The sequence below is a fragment of the Zhongshania sp. genome, assembly GCF_041623545.1.
GTDB lineage: Bacteria > Pseudomonadota > Gammaproteobacteria > Pseudomonadales > Spongiibacteraceae > Spongiibacter.
In genome coordinates this window covers 1-15,413 of sequence record NZ_JBFJWS010000051.1, presented here as the reverse complement: position 1 = coordinate 15,413, position 15,413 = coordinate 1, and the positions used below count along the sequence as shown (strand labels likewise).

14 protein-coding genes and 1 pseudogene are annotated in these 15,413 nt (G+C 51.0%); 7 read left to right on the top strand and 8 right to left on the bottom strand.

Annotation, left to right across the window (positions count from 1 at the left end; all coding sequences use genetic code 11):
• The 4 genes from ABYT30_RS07680 to ABYT30_RS07665 form a co-directional block, all read left to right on the top strand.
• Window positions 1–280 (top strand): efflux RND transporter permease subunit (locus ABYT30_RS07680; RefSeq protein WP_373095851.1); only part of this gene is annotated, 280 nt, incomplete at its 5' end.
• A gap of 73 nt (window positions 281–353) precedes the next feature.
• A complete protein-coding gene (locus ABYT30_RS07675; RefSeq protein ID WP_373095849.1) occupies window positions 354–812 on the top strand; it encodes a DUF1294 domain-containing protein in 459 nt (152 codons plus the stop codon).
• 87 nt (window positions 813–899) lie between these two features.
• Window positions 900–1,664 (top strand): hypothetical protein, encoded by a 765-nt coding sequence (locus ABYT30_RS07670; protein WP_373081670.1) that lies wholly within the window; start codon window positions 900–902, stop codon window positions 1,662–1,664.
• 213 nt (window positions 1,665–1,877) lie between these two features.
• The gene (locus tag ABYT30_RS07665; RefSeq protein WP_373095847.1) at window positions 1,878–2,933 is read left to right on the top strand and encodes an NAD(P)H-dependent flavin oxidoreductase; all 1,056 of its coding nucleotides are present in this window, start codon (window positions 1,878–1,880) and stop codon (window positions 2,931–2,933) included.
• 443 nt (window positions 2,934–3,376) lie between these two features.
• On the opposite strand, the gene ABYT30_RS07660 is transcribed toward ABYT30_RS07665, so the two are convergent.
• Genes ABYT30_RS07660 through doeB2 form a run of 4 tightly spaced genes read right to left on the bottom strand, consistent with a single transcriptional unit; the run spans window position 3,377 to window position 8,507 of the window.
• Window positions 3,377–4,738 carry an NAD-dependent succinate-semialdehyde dehydrogenase gene (locus tag ABYT30_RS07660; RefSeq protein WP_373095845.1) on the bottom strand — a complete coding sequence of 454 codons (1,362 nt, stop codon included), beginning with the start codon at window positions 4,736–4,738 and terminating at the stop codon, window positions 3,377–3,379.
• Between the two features lie 20 nt (window positions 4,739–4,758).
• Window positions 4,759–6,021, bottom strand: coding sequence for an ectoine hydrolase (doeA, locus tag ABYT30_RS07655; RefSeq protein ID WP_373081664.1), 1,263 nt, complete (start codon window positions 6,019–6,021; stop codon window positions 4,759–4,761).
• Complete coding sequence (locus ABYT30_RS07650; RefSeq protein WP_373081661.1) at window positions 6,018–7,256, bottom strand: aspartate aminotransferase family protein; 1,239 nt, start codon at window positions 7,254–7,256, stop codon at window positions 6,018–6,020. Before ABYT30_RS07650 ends, doeA begins: the two co-directional genes overlap by 4 nt.
• Window positions 7,257–7,310: 54 nt before the next feature.
• Window positions 7,311–8,507: a N(2)-acetyl-L-2,4-diaminobutanoate deacetylase DoeB2 gene (gene doeB2 / locus ABYT30_RS07645; protein WP_373095843.1), complete on the bottom strand. Its 1,197-nt coding sequence runs from the start codon at window positions 8,505–8,507 to the stop codon at window positions 7,311–7,313.
• Between the two features lie 387 nt (window positions 8,508–8,894).
• On the opposite strand from doeB2, the gene ggpS reads away from it, so the two are divergent.
• The 3 genes from ggpS to ABYT30_RS07630 are packed head-to-tail and all read left to right on the top strand — an operon-like array spanning window position 8,895 to window position 13,096.
• Window positions 8,895–11,171, top strand: coding sequence for a glucosylglycerol-phosphate synthase (ggpS, locus tag ABYT30_RS07640; RefSeq protein WP_373095841.1), 2,277 nt, complete (start codon window positions 8,895–8,897; stop codon window positions 11,169–11,171).
• A 50-nt stretch (window positions 11,172–11,221) separates the two neighbouring features.
• Entirely contained in the window at window positions 11,222–12,664 is a 1,443-nt protein-coding gene (gene gtfA / locus ABYT30_RS07635; protein ID WP_373081655.1) for a sucrose phosphorylase, read from the top strand.
• 39 nt (window positions 12,665–12,703) lie between these two features.
• Window positions 12,704–13,096 (top strand): VOC family protein, encoded by a 393-nt coding sequence (locus ABYT30_RS07630; RefSeq protein ID WP_373081621.1) that lies wholly within the window; start codon window positions 12,704–12,706, stop codon window positions 13,094–13,096.
• 37 nt (window positions 13,097–13,133) lie between these two features.
• On the opposite strand, the gene ABYT30_RS07625 is transcribed toward ABYT30_RS07630, so the two are convergent.
• The 4 genes and pseudogenes from ABYT30_RS07625 to ABYT30_RS07610 form a co-directional block, all read right to left on the bottom strand.
• Window positions 13,134–14,009 (bottom strand): phosphotransferase, encoded by an 876-nt coding sequence (locus tag ABYT30_RS07625; RefSeq protein ID WP_373081623.1) that lies wholly within the window; start codon window positions 14,007–14,009, stop codon window positions 13,134–13,136.
• Complete coding sequence (gene pnuC, locus ABYT30_RS07620; protein WP_373081624.1) at window positions 13,990–14,619, bottom strand: nicotinamide riboside transporter PnuC; 630 nt, start codon at window positions 14,617–14,619, stop codon at window positions 13,990–13,992. Before pnuC ends, ABYT30_RS07625 begins: the two co-directional genes overlap by 20 nt.
• Window positions 14,612–14,875, bottom strand: coding sequence for a YkoF family thiamine/hydroxymethylpyrimidine-binding protein (locus ABYT30_RS07615; RefSeq protein ID WP_373081627.1), 264 nt, complete (start codon window positions 14,873–14,875; stop codon window positions 14,612–14,614). Before ABYT30_RS07615 ends, pnuC begins: the two co-directional genes overlap by 8 nt.
• 58 nt (window positions 14,876–14,933) lie before the next feature.
• Window positions 14,934–15,413 (bottom strand): annotated as a pseudogene (locus ABYT30_RS07610) (TonB-dependent receptor); the annotation flags it as partial.

Genomic DNA, 15,413 nt, shown 5'->3' with positions numbered 1-15,413 from the left:
TGCACGGCGCGACGGCTTTATTGATCGGGATACCTTGGTGGCAACAGCGCGCACTCGATTGCGGCCAACCTTTATCACCACGGTTACCACAGTGGCAGGCTTGTTCCCGGTGGCTTACGGCGTGTTTGGCATAAACCCCATCGTCGCGCCAATTGCAATGGTAATGCTGTGGGGTGTGATTGTGGGCAGTATCATTACCTTGTTTTATCTGCCCAGCCTGTATGCAATGGAGCAAGATTTGACGAAACTCTTTAAAACAAAAAAAGCGGCGATGGGCTAGTATTGTTCGTCACGCGATAGCATTGCCTGAAGCGTGCTGTATATGAAAAGGTGAAGGTGAGGGGCGTACAAGCTTGAAAACATGGTATTTGCCAATTGGCTTTTTGGTCCTTGGTTTACTGGTTTCGTATTACTTGGGCTTCACGCCCGTGCTAGTGGGGGTGATCTATTTCTTTTGCAGTATCGTTTCCTACTGTTTATACGCCAAAGACAAATGGGCTGCAAAAAATGGTCATTGGCGGGTGCAGGAAAATACTTTACACATCTCGGCATTAGTTTGTGGTTGGCCTGGGGCGATAATTGCGCAGCAAGGTCTTCGTCATAAAACTCAGAAAGCCAGTTTTCGTGTGGTGTTTGTTATTACCTTACTACTCAATCTTAGTCTGCTTGGGTGGCTGCACACCGCCGATGCTTCGCAGAAACTACGTCACTATATTAATACAGCGGAGAGTTGGGCGGTGAATCAGTTTGGTGTCAGTAAAGGCACCACAATCCTATTGGCCCTGACTAAATTTCATTGCCAGGCTAAATAAGGCTCAGCTTGGCTTTTAGAGGGATGCTGTGGCATCGTGTCAGTCCAAGAAGGGTAGCGCCTTCGCCAACAAAAGGTGTGCACAGCCATGGGTGAAAGAATTGTAAAAATTGCCGACGATTTTTGGAATATTCGTGGGGAGTTCAAGATTGGCGGCCTATTGAATATAGGCACTCATTCATCATTAGTGCGCTGCGCGAGCGGAAAATATGTGCTGCTAGACGCGTATACGTTAAATAACGCACTGAAAGCAGAAGTCGATGCCTTAACGAATAATGGCGCAGATATCGACGCGATTATTAATTTGCATCCCTTTCATACTGTGCATGTAGCCGGTATGCACGAGCAGTATCCGAATGCGCGACTTTATGGCACCCAACGTCACCACGCTAAATTTCCCGATCTGCCATGGCAGGCTGAACTGACGGAGTCAGAGGAATGCGCGGCCTTGTTCGCGCAGGACTTTGAATTTTCGGTTCCTGCTGGCGTTGATTTTATCTCGAGCAATGAGCACCTGCATTTTTCTTCGGTACTGGCATACCATAAATCCTCAAAAACCATTCATGCCGATGACACGCTAATGTATCTGCCGCTGCCGGGGCTGCTTGGTAAATTGAAAAAGGCCGAAGTAAGTTTTCACATGACCTTAGCTAAAACTCTGGAAAAGCGACCTGGGGCAGCGCAGGACTTTCGCGACTGGGCGACTCAGCTCAGTGAGCGCTGGGCGCTTGCTGATAACCTGTGTGCTGCACATTCTGCGACGTTGCTAGATGATACGATCGCCAGCCGAATACGCCGCGCCTTACAGAAGGTTGAGAAAACACTGCGGGCCCACGAGGAAAAATATGCTTGAGGCTTAAAGGCTTTTCTTTATGAGTGAAGATATCGCTGTGTCACGCTTGCAGTACAGGTGATGGGAGGCGGTAGACGCAAAAGCTAAGTCCTCGCGCTTACACAGATGACGTCGATCAGGGCACAGTGCCAAGCTATACTGCGGTCATAACGTGTGAACGCGAGTATCGAGGGTATGAAGCGAATAGCGTCGGCCACTGGAATGAGAGAAATAATGAATTTGAAAGAATTACTTGGCGTCGAATTACCGATCATTCAAGCGCCAATGGCCGGGGTGCAAAACCACGAGCTCGCTGTTGCCGTGTCCAATGCCGATGGTCTTGGTTCACTGCCTTGTGCCATGCTCAGTCCAGAGGCATTGCACAAAGAACTGAGTGCACTTACGGCTAAAACCAGCAACCCCTTTAATGTTAATTTCTTCTGCCATGTACCGCCGAACCCGGATGCCGAGCGCGAAAAGCATTGGCGACAAACGCTAGCGCCATACTTTATTGAGGTCGGCCTAGATGTAAATGCCATATCAGAGGGCGCGGGACGTAGGCCCTTTAGTGCCGAGGCTGCGGAGGTGCTTGAAGGGTTTAAACCGCCGGTAGTCAGTTTTCATTTTGGTCTGCCGGCACCCGAGTTAATGGCTCGGATTCGCGGCTGGGGCGGAACAATCATTTCAACCGCGACCACGGTAGACGAGGCGCGCTGGTTAGAAGTCCACGGAGCGGATGCCATTATCGCGCAAGGATTAGAGGCTGGTGGGCATCGCGGTTATTTTCTATCGAAAGATCTCAATACCCAAGTAGGCACGTTCGCATTGCTGCCCCAGATTGTTAACGCAGTGAGTGTGCCTGTCATCGCCGCCGGTGGCATCGCTGACAGCCAGGGCGTTATCGCAGCAAGAGAACTCGGCGCAATTGCGGCGCAAATTGGCACGGCGTATTTGCTGTGCGACGAGGCGACCACGAGCCCTGTGCACCGCGCGGCCTTGCAAAGCGATAGGACGAAGTTAACCGCACTTACCAATGTGTTCAGTGGCGGCGCGGCGCGGGGAATCGTCAATCGCGTAATGCGGGAGCTTGGTCCGATAAGCCCCGACGCGCCAGAATTTCCATTGGCAGCGACGGCGATCGCGCCCTTGCGTGGGAAAGCAGAAAACATGGGCAGTGGTGATTTTTCGCCCTTGTGGGCAGGGCAGAATGTCAGTGGCTGCAAAGCGATTTCGGCAATGGCGCTTACACGTGAACTTGCAGGTTTAAGAAGTGATTTTCCTCGTAATTAGTGAATAAAGAAATTATGACAAGCAATGCTTTCACTCTTAAAAAAGCTATTCTACTTACGCTGATGCTTCTTAGTTTTTATATTGTCATTTGCATTCGAAGCAGCGGTGATACATTGGAACAAATGACTGGCGTCATTGAGCAATGTGTAATACTTGGTGGAAATACAAGGGACCGTCTTTCCCACGCTACGATTAAAGTAGATTCCGGTAGTTACTTAATTTCCAGTGTTTCAGAATGCCGTGTGGGGGAGCGGATTAACGTTTTTGTTAAACGTGGAATGCTGTATTTTAATTCAATCTATGTCGCGGAAAAAATATAGATTGCTGGTGAGATAAATGGGGGCTGTAGCAGTGGCCAGTAATCGCCCCCATTTATGCTTGTCGGGGGCGAAGTTTTCGGTTTGTAAAAGTAAACACGTAAGCGATAGACAGCCTCGCTAATTTCATTTCACCCAAATCTGCTTAGTATTTACAAATTCCCGAATACCGTGGGGGCCTAACTCTCGGCCATAGCCGGAGCCTTTAATACCGCCGCTGGGCAGTCGCGAGTCGGTTTTCACAATGCCATTTATCGCGACTTGGCCGGCTTCAAGGCGGTTAGCTATATCGGTGGCGAGTTTGGCGTCGCTAGTCCACACCGCGGCGCCTAGGCCGTAGCGGGTTTCATTGGCAAGTTGCACCGCTTCTTCGACATCAGCGGCGCGGATCACAGCCATAACAGGGCCGAAAGTCTCTTCTCTAAACACAGACATGCCCTCGGTAACACCGACTAACAGCGTTGGTGGGTAGAAAAAGCCGGGGCCGTCGCTGAGTTCGCCGCCGAGCAGGCATTTGGCGCCAGCGTTTATGGAGTCCTTAACCTGGCGATGCAAGTTTTGGCGTAAGTCATCTCTGGCGATGGGGCCGACTTGAGTCTCAGCCAGTAGCGGGTCGCCGGTTGTGAATTTAGCCATCCGGCTTTGCAGTTTTTCGATAAAGGTATCGTATACCGCGTCTTCAACAATAATACGTTTTGCAGCAATACAGGATTGCCCAGCGTTGATCATACGCGACAAGGTTGCGACATCGGCTGCGGTCTCTAAATCGGCATTGGCGAGCACAATGCAGGGATCAGAGCCGCCGAGTTCAAGTACAGTAGGTTTGATTTCTGATCCGGCAATAGCGGCAACAATACGGCCGGCGTTGCCGGAGCCGGTAAAGGAGACCGCGGCAATGCGGGGATCGCGGATGGCGGTCTCTATTGTTGCATTGTCGATAGGCACATTGACCATAATGTTTTCTGGGGCACCGGCATCGCTAAACACTTTGGCAATGGCGGCAGCGCAGGCCGGTACATTTGGGTCGTGCTTCATGACGCAGGTATTTCCAGCCATGAGTGCTGGCGCTAGGTAACGAAAGGCCAACCACAAGGGAGCATTCCAAGGCAGTATGCCAAGTAAAGTGCCGAGTGGTGGGTGGCATACATAGCTGATGCTGGCGTCTGAGGGCAGGGTTTGTGGGGCCAAATGTTCGGCGGCGTGCTCCGCGTAATACTCAGCACAGCCCGCTGCTTTTTCGACCTCGGCGGTGCCTTCGCGAACGGGTTTACCCATTTCTAAGGCCATGAGTTCGGCCAGCGCGTCTTTTTGTAGCCGTAGCTCAGCGGCTACGGCTCTGAGTACCTTGCCTCGTTCGTCAATACTGGTGGCCTGCCATAGGTCGGCAGCGCGGAAAGCGTCGCCAATTTTTTCGTGGAGTTCGCTACTGTTTAGCGTCGGGTATTCGGCTATGACTTGTCCGGTACATGGGTTTGTCGCTATTAGCATGGCTACCTCGCTGTAAAGAATTACTCGCTACTTTTAACTTTGGCTTTATCGCTGGCTTCGGCTTTTTCTCGTTTGTTTTTACGTGCCTCGTCAAATTCTAGCAGAGCGGGTTCAGGCTGCTCGGGTTTTACGGTGAAGTCGCGATCCATTGTGAAAAAGGATTCGCAGCCCGTGTCGGTAATGTAAATAGTGTCAGAGATGCCACAGGTTTTGTCACCGTCTACGCCCCACATCCATGGAATAATGTGAAAGGTCATGCCGGGTTGCAGTACGGTCGACTCACCTTGTTTAAGGCTGACGATATAGCCCTCGTCCCAGCTGGGCGGGAAGGCGATACCAATGGAGTAACCCGAGCGGGTAATGAGTCTGGCGCCGCAGTCATTTTCAGAAATGATATTGCGCACTAAATTGTCGGCGTCAGAGACCGTCATGCCCGGCTGAACTTTGTCGTGTACCGCGTGCAGGGCGAGCTTCATGCGCTCTTGGGCGTGGTGCATCGAGTCGCTTAGTTTACCGAGAACTACGGTGCGCATCATGGCTGTGTGATAGCGGCGGTAGCAGCCGCCGACTTCCAAGAATACGTGCTCATTGGGTAGTACGGTGCGGCCTTCCCAAGTGGCGTGGCCGATCATGGTGCGGGGGCCAGAGGTTACGTAGGGCATGACGGCTGGCGGTTCGCCACCGGCGCGGAACATGGCGGCACTTATTGCAGCGCCAATCTCGTTTTCACTCACCCCCGCTTGGCAGGCGTCGATACCCGCTTGCATACCAGCTTCAGTGGCGACTGCCGCTTTGCGCATGAGCTGAATTTCTGCCGGTGATTTACAAATACGGCCTTGCTCAACAATACCAAAACAGTCGAGTAATTTGGCCTCAGTTAGCGTTGTGTGGACCCGATCTTGTTGATAAGCAGGGAAAAAATAGCTATTGCGCTCGTAGCCAATGCGCTTTTTGGCGAGGCCAAACTCGCGCAGGGCATCCACCAGCATTTGTATCGCATCGCCGGTGTCGGGATAGGGCCTAGTCCGCTCAACCCAGGTGCGGGCGATAATATTCGACTCCTCCATGGCGCGGGTAATCATGAAGGGTTCGTCTTCAAGTGGCACGACCAAGGCCTGAAAAAAGGAATAGCCAGTGGTTTGGTAGTCGGTGAGGTACATGATGTTTTCTGGATCAGAAATCACCACAGCATCTAGGCGTCGGTCGGCGATGCGCAGCCGCAGAGCCGCGAGGCGGCCCTGATACTCCTCAAAAGGGAAGGTCATGTCGTCGCGTTGGATCATGCAGTGGCCTCCATGACTTTACTGGTATTGCTGACGAGAATGTCGAGTCCTTGCTGCAGGTCGTCGTCTGGAATGGTGAGGGGTGGAATCAACTTGACTACTCGCCCGCCAGTACCGCAACTGGCAATGAGTAACCCATCTGCAAAGCAGCTATCGACAATGGCTTTGGCTCGCTCGCCGTTACCGACATCTAAGCCGAGAATCATGCCTTTGCCACGTACTGCGATGGTTTTAAAGTGTTTTTCGAGTGGTGCCAAGGCGCCCGCCATAACAGCCGCTTTTTTGGCAACGTCGGCCATTAGTTCGCTATCTTCAAAGTAACTGAGGGCTTCGCTCCCCGCGACAAAGGACAGGGATTGGCCGCGAAAGGTGCCTGTGTGCTCGCCGGGGGACCAGTGCTTATCTATTTCCGGTTTCACGAGATTAAGCGCCATTGGCGTGCCCATGCCACCAACACCTTTGGCTAGGCATACAATATCGGGATCGAGGCCCATCTCGTCAAAACTGAAGTAGCTGCCGGTACGACCGCAGCCTACTTGAATGTCATCAATTATCAGCAGTGCGCCAACATCCTTTGCCAGTTTGGCCAAGGCTTGTAACCATTCTTTGCTGGCGACGTTAACACCGCCCTCGGCCTGGATGGTTTCGACTAAAAAAGCTGCCGGTGGGGAGAAGCCGCTGGAGGCGTCGGCATAGTAGGAGGCCAGCTGTTTGAGGTGCTCAGTGCAGCCAAATTTGTGATGGGAAACATGGTTCAGCGGCACTCCCGCTGCGCCGCGAAAATAGGCGTTTGCGGTACAAGCCAGGGAACCTAAGGTCATGCCGTGAAAACCGTGGGTAAAGGCAGCGATTTCTTGGCGGCCGGTAGCGCGCCGGGCAATTTTGAGGGCCGCTTCTACCGAGTTGGTGCCGGTTGGCCCCATAAACTGCATTTTATGGTCCATGTTGCGGGGTTCAAGAATGGTTTTAACGAAGCGCTCCATAAAGGCCCGTTTGGCAGTGGTGTGCATGTCGAGGCTATGGGTAACACCATCAGATTCGAGGTAGTTAATCATGGCCTTTTTCATGCGCGGGTTGTTGTGACCAAAGTTCAAAACCCCGGCACCGGCGAAAAAGTCGATGTACTGTTTGCCGTCCTCATCGGTTTGGCGGGCGTTCACGGCCTTGTCGAATACCACTGGGTAAACGCGGCAATAGGCGCGGATGTTTGATTCACGTTGCTCAAAAATACTCATGCGTACTCCTTCTTGTAAATAATGTCCGTCGTAAAGCTGACGGGGTGCTATTTTTCAGATGGTCTTTGCAGGTTTTTCGGGCGTCGTCACGCCGCAGAGTCGAGAAAACAGATTCGTTACCAGAGGGATTAATCGGTCGTTAAAATCGTAGTGGGGGCTGTGGCAGGGCACTTGGTGGTGCTCGTCGCCATCATCGGAGCCAATGAGAGCAAAGGCGCCGGGAATTTCTCGGAGGTAATAACTGAAGTCCTCTGAGGCCATGATCGGTGTGCGGATATTTAGGTGGAGCGAGTCGCCACCGTAGCATTCTTGCCAGAGCTGTCGAACATGTTGAGCTTGGCTCGGATGGTTAATTGTCGCGTTGTAGCGCGGTGTTATTTCAACCTCGCACTCCACGCCGTAGCTGCGCGCGGTGTGCTGGCTGATCTCGGTGATCAGGGCATTGATTTGGTCGCGGCTTGCTTGGTCAGGCATGCGAATACTGCCGCCTAATACCGCTTGTTGGGGAATGATGGTCGCGCCACTGTCGGCCATGAACGAGGTTACGCTCACAACGGCGGCTTGTTGTGGGGCTAGGCGGCGGCTGACTATTTGCTGTAGGGCAAGGGTAATCGCGCTGGCGGCGAGTACTGGGTCGCGGCATAGCTCCGGCTGGCTGGCGTGGCCGCCCTTGCCGGTGACAGTAATCGTAAAGGTGCCGTTACCGCACATAACAATATCGTCGGGGCAGACTAATTTCCCGAAGGGAATTGCCGGCCAGTTATGCCAGCCGTAAATTTCGTCAATGCCGTCTAATGCGCCTTCGTTAATCATTTCTCTTGCGCCGTGTCCGCCTTCTTCCGCTGGTTGGAATAGTAATGTGACCGGGGTGCTTAGACTTTGTTCATTGTGCTTTAACCAACGGGCGGTGGCTAACAATGTGGCGGTGTGGCCATCGTGACCACAGGCGTGCATGCAGCCAGATTGGGTTGACGACCAATCTCGGCCGGTTTGCTCAATAATGGGAAGTGCGTCGATGTCGCCGCGCAGGGCAATATGTTTGGTTTTGGACTGAGCTAGTGCGCCATTGGCGGGCAACGTGGCTATGGTGCCTGTTCCCGCGCAGGGGCGCCAAGTAATACCGAGCTGACTTAGGGTGTTTCGAACTGTTTCAGCGGTGCGAACCTCTTGCCAGCTCGGCTCGGGGTGGGCGTGTAAATCGCGGCGCAGGGTCTGTGCGGCGGCGATTGTGTTCGACCAGTAATCAGACATCACGCTTTTACTGTGGCATAGCTTTTGCGCAGGAGCAAATCTTCATTGCGAATTATTTTGGGTTATTTGGGCTGCCCGCATTGGTGCAATATCAATATTTTCGGTGCTTTGTTGGCTAGAATTTTTAATAAAATAAATTTTTTCGTTAAATTTCAATTATTTTTAAAATCGATGGTACTCCTATGTCTTGGCGTTGTTAGCAAGTTGGCCAGCTAATACTGCGTTTTTACCGGCATAAAACCTGCATACCTAGTGAACTGCAAAGTAAACGGCACTGGCAAACATTCCGTGTGGCGCTAGTGTAGTCTGATGCTGTTATGAATTTTTTATAACAGCACCCGGAGTCTGGTGGGAGCTGGGCTCTGCGTTCTAACGCAGGTAATTTTAATGCTTTTAGCTACGGATTTAGACGGCACATTTCTGGCTGGCGACAATGATCAGCGTCTTAAACTTTATCAATTAATTGCAGCGCACCCGGAAATCAAACTGGCTTTTGTGACTGGTCGAGGGCTTGAATCAGTATTGCCGCTACTCGCTGATCCGATGATTCCCGAACCGGATTATATTATTTGCGACGTCGGCTGCACGGTGGTTGATGGTCATAGCCAACAAGCTATTCAGCCGCTCCAGGGCGATATCGATAAACGCTGGCCAGGAGAGCATCTGGTGGAACAGGCCGTCGCCCATATTTCTCATTTGCAGCGACAGGATGTGCCCCAAGAGCGTCGCGTCTCCTTCTTTTGCAGCGCTGATGCCGTTAGCGACGAACTGCATGCCGTCGTGCAGGGACTGGATTGTGATTTATTGTATTCGGCGGGTTTGTATCTCGATATTTTGCCAAAGGGGGTGAATAAGGGCTCAAGCTTGCGCAGGCTGGTAGAGCAGCTTGGTATTGGTGATGAAAATGTCCTAGTAGCTGGTGATACTCTAAATGATCTGTCGATGTACGAACACGGCTTTATCGGTGTTTGCGTTGGCGAGTCGGAAGCTGCCTTACTGCAGGGTACTGAGAATCAGGCGAGGGTTTATCATGCGGAACGGACCGGTTGTGGCGGTATTTTACAAGCGATAGAGCATTTTGGTTTTCTCGGCGCTGCGGGCATGGCTGCGGAGCAGCGCGACGTCTTAGTGCCGGGAAAATCTGACCTGGTCATTGTCTATCACCGCCTTCCCTATGAGGAATCGCGAGAAAATGGCGAGATTATTCGCCGTCGGCCGACCTCGCCCAATGGCATTATTCCAACCTTGATGAGTTTTTTTGCAGATGGTCGAGCGGGTTCTTGGGTGGCGTGGTCAATTCATGAAGAAAGTGATGGAAAATTTGAAACCCACACTGAAGTAGATACCGCGCGCTACCCCAATCTCGTTGCCGCACGGGTCGCCCTAAGCGGCGACGACATGGATATTTTTTATAAAAAATTCTCCAAAGAAGCATTCTGGCCAACCTTGCACACCTTTTGGGAGCGCGCGACCTTTAGAGAAGATCATTGGCAGGTGTTTCTCAATGTAAACCGCCGCTTTGCTGAGGTAGCCGCTGGCGAAGCCGCTGAAGGCGCAACGGTATGGATACACGATTATAATTTGTGGATGGTGCCAGCGTTTTTACGGGAGATACGTCCCGATGTTGTTATCGCCTTTTTTCATCACACCTATTTCCCTTCCGCAGATGTGTTTAATGTTATTCCCTGGCGTCGCGATATTATTGGCAGCTTATTACAGTGCGACTATATCGGCTTTCATATTCCGCGGCAGAGTGAGAACTTCGTTGATGTTGCCCGAGGGGTTACGCCCTTGGTAGTAACAGAAAGATTGAGCTGCGCACCGCGCTTTTTAAGCTATGGTTGCGCAGTGGGATTAGATGAGATGAGCACTGAAATCCAGGTGAATGATCGCCGAATTCGCTTGGGCGCGCACCCGGTAGGGCTAGACCTCAAGCGTGTTGAAGATGCGCTTAGCAACGCGAAAGTGCAGCGCCGGATGGTAGAGCTTAGGGACGAGTTGCAAGGCACCCGCATGATCCTGTCGGTGGGCCGTCTCGATTACACCAAGGGTATATTGGAGCAGCTTGAGGCCTATGAACGTTTGTTAGATCAGCACCCCGATCTTCACGATAAGGTGACGCTGATGATGGTCTGTGTGCCAGCCGCCAGTGAAATGACAATTTACCGGGATTTGCAGCAACAAATAGAGCAGGCGGTAGGCCGTATAAATGGGCGCTTTGCCAAAGTGGGATGGACACCGTTGCAGTTTTTCTTCCGGAGCTTGCCCTTTGCGGAGCTGGTGGCCTATTACAGCATGGCCGATGTAATGTGGATAACACCGCTGCGCGACGGGCTGAATTTGGTGGCCAAGGAGTATATTGCCACCCAGGGCATGACCGACGGCTCCGGGGTCGTGGTCTTATCGGAATTTGCGGGTGCGGCGGCAGAGTTGCGCGGGCCGATCTTGGCCAACCCCCATGACCGCAATGAATTAGTGCAAACCTGTTACGTTGCCTTAAACCTGAATCGCGACGAGGCTCGCAGCCGAATGCGCGAGGCCTACGAGGTGGTTCGCCACAATGATATCAAGGTCTGGGGGGATGAGTTTATGGCTGCAGTCGACGACTGCCGTAAGCTTGAGGATGATTCTGCATTAAGCAAGGCTATATTCAGTCTTGCTTAATGCTTTGTGCCCGCTGATTTTTCAGTTTTACTCAAAGACCGGAGCTCCGTATGGCATTACGTAATGCAGTGCAGATGATTTGTTATCCCGATCGTCTGGGCAATAACTTAAAAGATTTGTACACCGTCATAGAGAAGCATTTTTCCGGCGCCATCGGCGGCGTGCATATTCTGCCGTTTTTTCCTTCAAATGCCGACGCTGGGTTTTCGCCCTTGACTCATAAAGAGGTCGACCCTGAATACGGCGATTGGGCAGATATCGAACGGATCTCGGCAAAATACGATCTTTGCTGCGATGTGACCGTGAATCATATTTCTGATGAATCGGCGGAGTTTAAGGACTTTATCGCCAAGGGCTATGACTCTAAATACGCGGACCTCTTTGTTCACGTTGATACATTCGGTGAGATAAGCTCAGACGATTTAGCAAAAATTCATATACGCAAAGAGAAGGAACCGTTCCGGCGAGTGGACTTTGCCGACGGCGGTACCGGCCGGGTATGGTGTACGTTTACTGAGCATCAGATTGATCTAAATTACGAGTCCGAGCTGACCTTCCAGTTAATGGAAAACTATATTGGCTTTTTAGCCCAGCGCGGGGTGAAGTTATTTCGCCTAGATGCCTTTGGCTATACTACTAAACGCATTGGCACCAGTTGCTTTTTAGTGGAGCCGGATGTGTATCGCAATCTCGATTGGATGAACGGCGTTGCCCAGTTGCACGGCGCTGAGATCTTGCCCGAGGTGCATGATCACAGCAGTTACCAATACGCCATAAGTCGCCGCAATATGCACCCCTACGGCTTTGCCTTGCCGCCATTGTTATTATTTTCATTGCTAGATGCGAATAGTGTCTACTTAAAAAATTGGCTGCGCATGTGCCCGCGCAATATGGTGACGGTACTGGATACTCACGACGGTATTTGTATTCCCGATGTAGAAGGGGTGCTGCCTGAAGAAAAAATTAGGGCCTTAATCGACAATATCTCCAGCCGCAGTGCCGACCCAATTTTACGTCGCTCGGCGGCGAATATTCACAGCGTCGGCGCTATCTACCAGTTAACCTGTACTTTTTATGATGCCCTAATGCGCAATGATGAGGCGTATCTGGCAGCCCGAGCAATTCAGTTCTTTACGCCCGGTATTCCGCAGGTTTACTACGTTGGCTTGTTGGCCGGTTGCAATGACATTGAACTGATGGAGGCGACTGGCGAATTGCGGGACATTAATCGGCACTTCTACAGCATGCCTGAGATTGATGAAGCGGTAGCGCAGCCTGTGGTGCAACGACTCTTAGCCTTGATGCGTTTTAGAAATAACTACCCAGCGTTTAATGGCCATTTTGAATTGGGTTATTCCAATAATTCCAGTGTGGCAATGGCCTGGCGCCACGGTGAATATTACTGCCATCTTTTTGTCGATCTTAATTTTAATGCCGCCACAATTACTTACTTAGATGAAGAATCATTAGCGGAGTGTCGCCTTCAGTGTTGAATTTTGCTTATATAGTCCCCTAAGTCGAAGGCTTAAAAAATGTTTAATTCAATTCACCATGTTGCGATCATCTGCTCTGATTATGCAGTATCTAAGCAATTTTATACCGCAATATTAGGCTTGGAGATCATCGCTGAAAATTACCGGGCAGAGCGCGATTCCTATAAGCTGGATCTGCGCTTACCCAGCGGCGAGCAGATCGAACTGTTCTCGTTTCCCAATGCACCGGCGCGGCCTAGCTACCCTGAAGCGCAAGGGCTTAGACATTTTGCACTTAGTGTCGATTCGGTGGCGGTTGCAGCAGATTATTTGCTTTCATGTGGCGTGGCGGTAGAGCCAATTCGGGTAGATGAATATACTGGTAGGGCGTTTACTTTTTTTAGCGACCCTGACGGTTTGCCACTAGAGATATATGAACAGGTCGCTCCCTAGCCCCCTATGTAAGGCTAGTTGTCGTCTCGGAAATGTTTTAATTGTCTTTTGCAATAAGAGCCTTTAACGCCAGAATTTGTTTACGCATCTCACCGCTCATATTGGATTGGCTCATGGCGCCAGTTGAATACTGAACCCCATACCAAAGCAGGCATAAATAGCGGTAAATAATTTGCCAGTGGTGCAGGCGCTGCCAATCTGGCGGAGTATTGGACTTTGCTAAATAGCGTGTTAATAGTGTTTGTTGTTGTTCCGAGTTTAGGCCATTGCCTTCAATGATCACGGCGAGCTCATAAAAGGGATCGCACATCGCGGCGTATTCCCAGTCTATTGCGTATAAGCGGTCGTCGGCGCCGGCAATGAGATTAGATGACAATAAGTCGTTGTGGCAGAGAACATAGCCTTTATTTAGTGCTTTGGCGCTTTCGATGTGGGCGTGAATAGCGGCGTTTAGCGACTGCAGTTCCTTGGCAAATTCTAAATGGGTGTCTATCGCCTGCCAGTAGTAAGTCATTTTATCGTCGATATTTAAAGCGGTGCTAATGCTGGGGAGTTGATGAATACGGCGAAGTAGTTGGGCTAGACGGGCCAAGCTTGCGTCACTATTAACTGACCAGGTTGTGTCGCTAAGATAGCGACTGACCATGTAATTTTGTTGGGGGTCATAGTAGACCAGTGGTGCGCAGAGTCCGGCCTGATCGGCATGGGCTAACGCTTGGGCCTCGGCGCTGCGATTTAAATTCAGTGCTTCGCTTATTGGCGAGTTTTTCCGCAGTACCAATAATTCATTGTTTGCGCGGATCAAATAGCTTTTATTTGTTAAGCCGCCGAGCAGGGGTTTAACAATAGTAGGTTGGGTACTTGCCCAGCGTTGCCAGTCGGCAGGAATCAGTTCAGCTTTCGAGATGCTCATGCCGTTCCCGTTGGTAGATGGCATTCCATTGATAGAAGCCGATGACCACAAGCACCACATAAATCATAAACAATAGTGCGGTGAGGTAGAGGCCACGGTCGATATACAAATAGACTGACGCGCCGTCGATGACGATCCAGTAGATCCAGTTTTCTAAGACCTTGCGAGTTACCATATAGGTGGTGATGACTGCCCCCCATGTTGTGAACGAGTCAAGGTAAGGCAGCGCGGCCCCAGTGTTTTGAGCAAGCCCATAGCCAAAGACCAGCGTTAGAACGCCAACACTGGCTAAGACTATAAGATGGGTTTTGAGTGGCCAGCAATGAATAGCCAGATCCTGTTGTTTATCAGCGTGGTGTCGCCATTGCCACCAGCCATACACCGCCATGATCAAGTAGAAGACTTGTAGGGCTGATTCCATGAGCAAGCTCACGTCCCAAAATAAAAACAGGTAGATGGCTGTACTGACGAAGGCGGCGTACCAACAGCTGATTTTTTCCTTCATGGCGAGTATAAGGTAGGCCAGTGCCAATATTACGGCGACGAGTTCCCAAAGTGACATGGCCGCTATGCCGTCTTTTATGGCGGAAATCAGGTCTGGACTAAGCATTGTTGTGTGCCGGACTTAAGTCGCCGTCAATAAATTTGCACACAAAAATGGCGCGGCCAAATTGTTCGTAAGACTTTCGCATTTCTTGCTTGATCACGTCCATTACCAAATCGTAGTCACCAAATACTTGGGTGCTCATGGTATTGGTTAGTACGTCCAGGTGCGGATGGGTGTTTAGGCGATCGATAAAATTTTGAATGGCAGGGATGAATTCATCCTTCAGGGGGTACATGCTAATTTCAACAGAGAGTTTCATAGCGTAGTCCAATATCCGTGTGGAAGTGATAGGGCGGCACTAGGGCCGCCCCGCAGGCTTAAAAGCTATAGTTAGCTGAGATACCTGCTACTCGCGGTTCGCCATATTGATAATAGGCTTCCGGTGCATAGCCTTTGGCCGGATCATTGCCAAATTGATTGCTAAAGTAGAAACCGCGGGTGGCATAATCTTCATTGTTTAGATTACGACCCCATAACGCGATACCCCAGTTGCCACCGTCGTAGCTTAGGCGCGCATTGACCAACTTATAGCTCTCTGATTTTTCGTTGTGGCTATTAGAAAAATAGAATTCGTCTTTACCCTCAATTTCTAGCCGCAATGTTAAATTGCTCGTCAGGGCGATTTCGCTGCCAAGGAAAAATTGATAATGGGGAGCGTGGGCAACTTCGCGGCCATCCATATCTACCGGGGCTAACACGATGCCGTTCCAGTCGTCTTTGGCGTCGACATGGGAGGCACTGCTAAAGTCTTTAAATTCAGCGTTAAGCCAGCCCGCTGAGGCGAACAGGCGAACAGA

Bases quoted from the DNA above. Each gene is read 5' to 3' on its own strand.
- pnuC (WP_373081624.1), bottom strand. From the start codon at position 14,619: ATGCTTAGTCCAGACCTGATTTCCGCCATAAAAGACGGCATAGCGGCC.
- ABYT30_RS07630 (WP_373081621.1), top strand. From the start codon at position 12,704: ATGTTTAATTCAATTCACCATGTTGCGATCATCTGCTCTGATTATGCA.
- doeB2 (WP_373095843.1), bottom strand. From the start codon at position 8,507: ATGTCTGATTACTGGTCGAACACAATCGCCGCCGCACAGACCCTGCGC.
- ABYT30_RS07665 (WP_373095847.1), top strand. From the start codon at position 1,878: ATGAATTTGAAAGAATTACTTGGCGTCGAATTACCGATCATTCAAGCG.
- ABYT30_RS07660 (WP_373095845.1), bottom strand. From the start codon at position 4,738: ATGCTAATAGCGACAAACCCATGTACCGGACAAGTCATAGCCGAATAC.
- ABYT30_RS07670 (WP_373081670.1), top strand. From the start codon at position 900: ATGGGTGAAAGAATTGTAAAAATTGCCGACGATTTTTGGAATATTCGT.
- ggpS (WP_373095841.1), top strand. From the start codon at position 8,895: ATGCTTTTAGCTACGGATTTAGACGGCACATTTCTGGCTGGCGACAAT.
- ABYT30_RS07650 (WP_373081661.1), bottom strand. From the start codon at position 7,256: ATGAGTATTTTTGAGCAACGTGAATCAAACATCCGCGCCTATTGCCGC.
- ABYT30_RS07625 (WP_373081623.1), bottom strand. From the start codon at position 14,009: ATGAGCATCTCGAAAGCTGAACTGATTCCTGCCGACTGGCAACGCTGG.
- doeA (WP_373081664.1), bottom strand. From the start codon at position 6,021: ATGATCCAACGCGACGACATGACCTTCCCTTTTGAGGAGTATCAGGGC.
- gtfA (WP_373081655.1), top strand. From the start codon at position 11,222: ATGGCATTACGTAATGCAGTGCAGATGATTTGTTATCCCGATCGTCTG.
- ABYT30_RS07615 (WP_373081627.1), bottom strand. From the start codon at position 14,875: ATGAAACTCTCTGTTGAAATTAGCATGTACCCCCTGAAGGATGAATTC.